General features: G+C 40.3%; 1 protein-coding gene. It reads right to left on the bottom strand.

The genetic code is table 11. From position 1 onward, the window contains the following. Positions 1-512 (bottom strand): histidine phosphatase family protein (locus PPA03S_RS32000; protein ID WP_062330059.1); only part of this gene is annotated, 512 nt, incomplete at its 3' end. Positions 513-816 lie beyond the last annotated feature (304 nt).

Below are 816 nucleotides of genomic sequence, written 5' to 3'. Positions count from 1 at the left end.
ATGGTTATAGAAGTATTATCTATATACGTTTTTTGGAAATGTTGCGGCAAAAGATGTTGTAATGACAGCCCAATCAATGCTCCATGACTTATAACTAATATTCTTTTATCAACATATTCTTTAATCAGTTTTTCGAGAAAAGTTAGACCTCGCTTTGCGACCATTTTTAAATCTTCCATACCAAGAGTTTGCTCACGCCAATTTGCTCCCCAACGAGTGATACGCTCTTCCTCGGTGGTGCCCTCAATTAGGCCGCAATCAATCTCTCTAATACGTTCATCATTGAATACGGGTACTCCTAAACATTGCTGAATGATTTCGGCAGTTTGCCTAGCTCTCGTTAGATTACTGGAGAATATAACATCCCATTCTTCGCTTGAAAGTCTCTTTGCCAGTGCAGTTGCTTGCTCTACTCCTTCTTCGTTTAGCGGTATATCAGATATTCCTTGAGCCTTGCTAAGATTATTCCATTCAGTAACCCCATGTCTAATAAGACCTATTGTGGTCGCCATACCTGCCCCCTTAATGACTACAATTCCCCCATCATTGCCCAAACAAATAGTACTACATATTGGAACTATACTGCCCGTTAGTTTAATGAATTGAAGGGCAAGATGACGATTAGATACAAGCCTAATCGGTAATCGGACTATGTTCTTGTCCTTTCCGGCAATCGGTACAAGTTCTTGTCCTTGGCTCGGGACAAGAACTTGTACCGATAAAATAAAAAGCCGCTAAAATAGCGACTTCAATGGGACTATGTTCTTGTCCCTCGACATTATGCTATAGCTGCAGTCCACGTTATAGTCTTTTTTT

This window comes from Paenibacillus pabuli NBRC 13638 (assembly GCF_001514495.1).
Classification (GTDB): domain Bacteria; phylum Bacillota; class Bacilli; order Paenibacillales; family Paenibacillaceae; genus Paenibacillus; species Paenibacillus pabuli.
The sequence above is the reverse complement of the archived record's forward strand: the minus strand, read 5'-3'. Positions and strand labels throughout refer to the sequence as shown.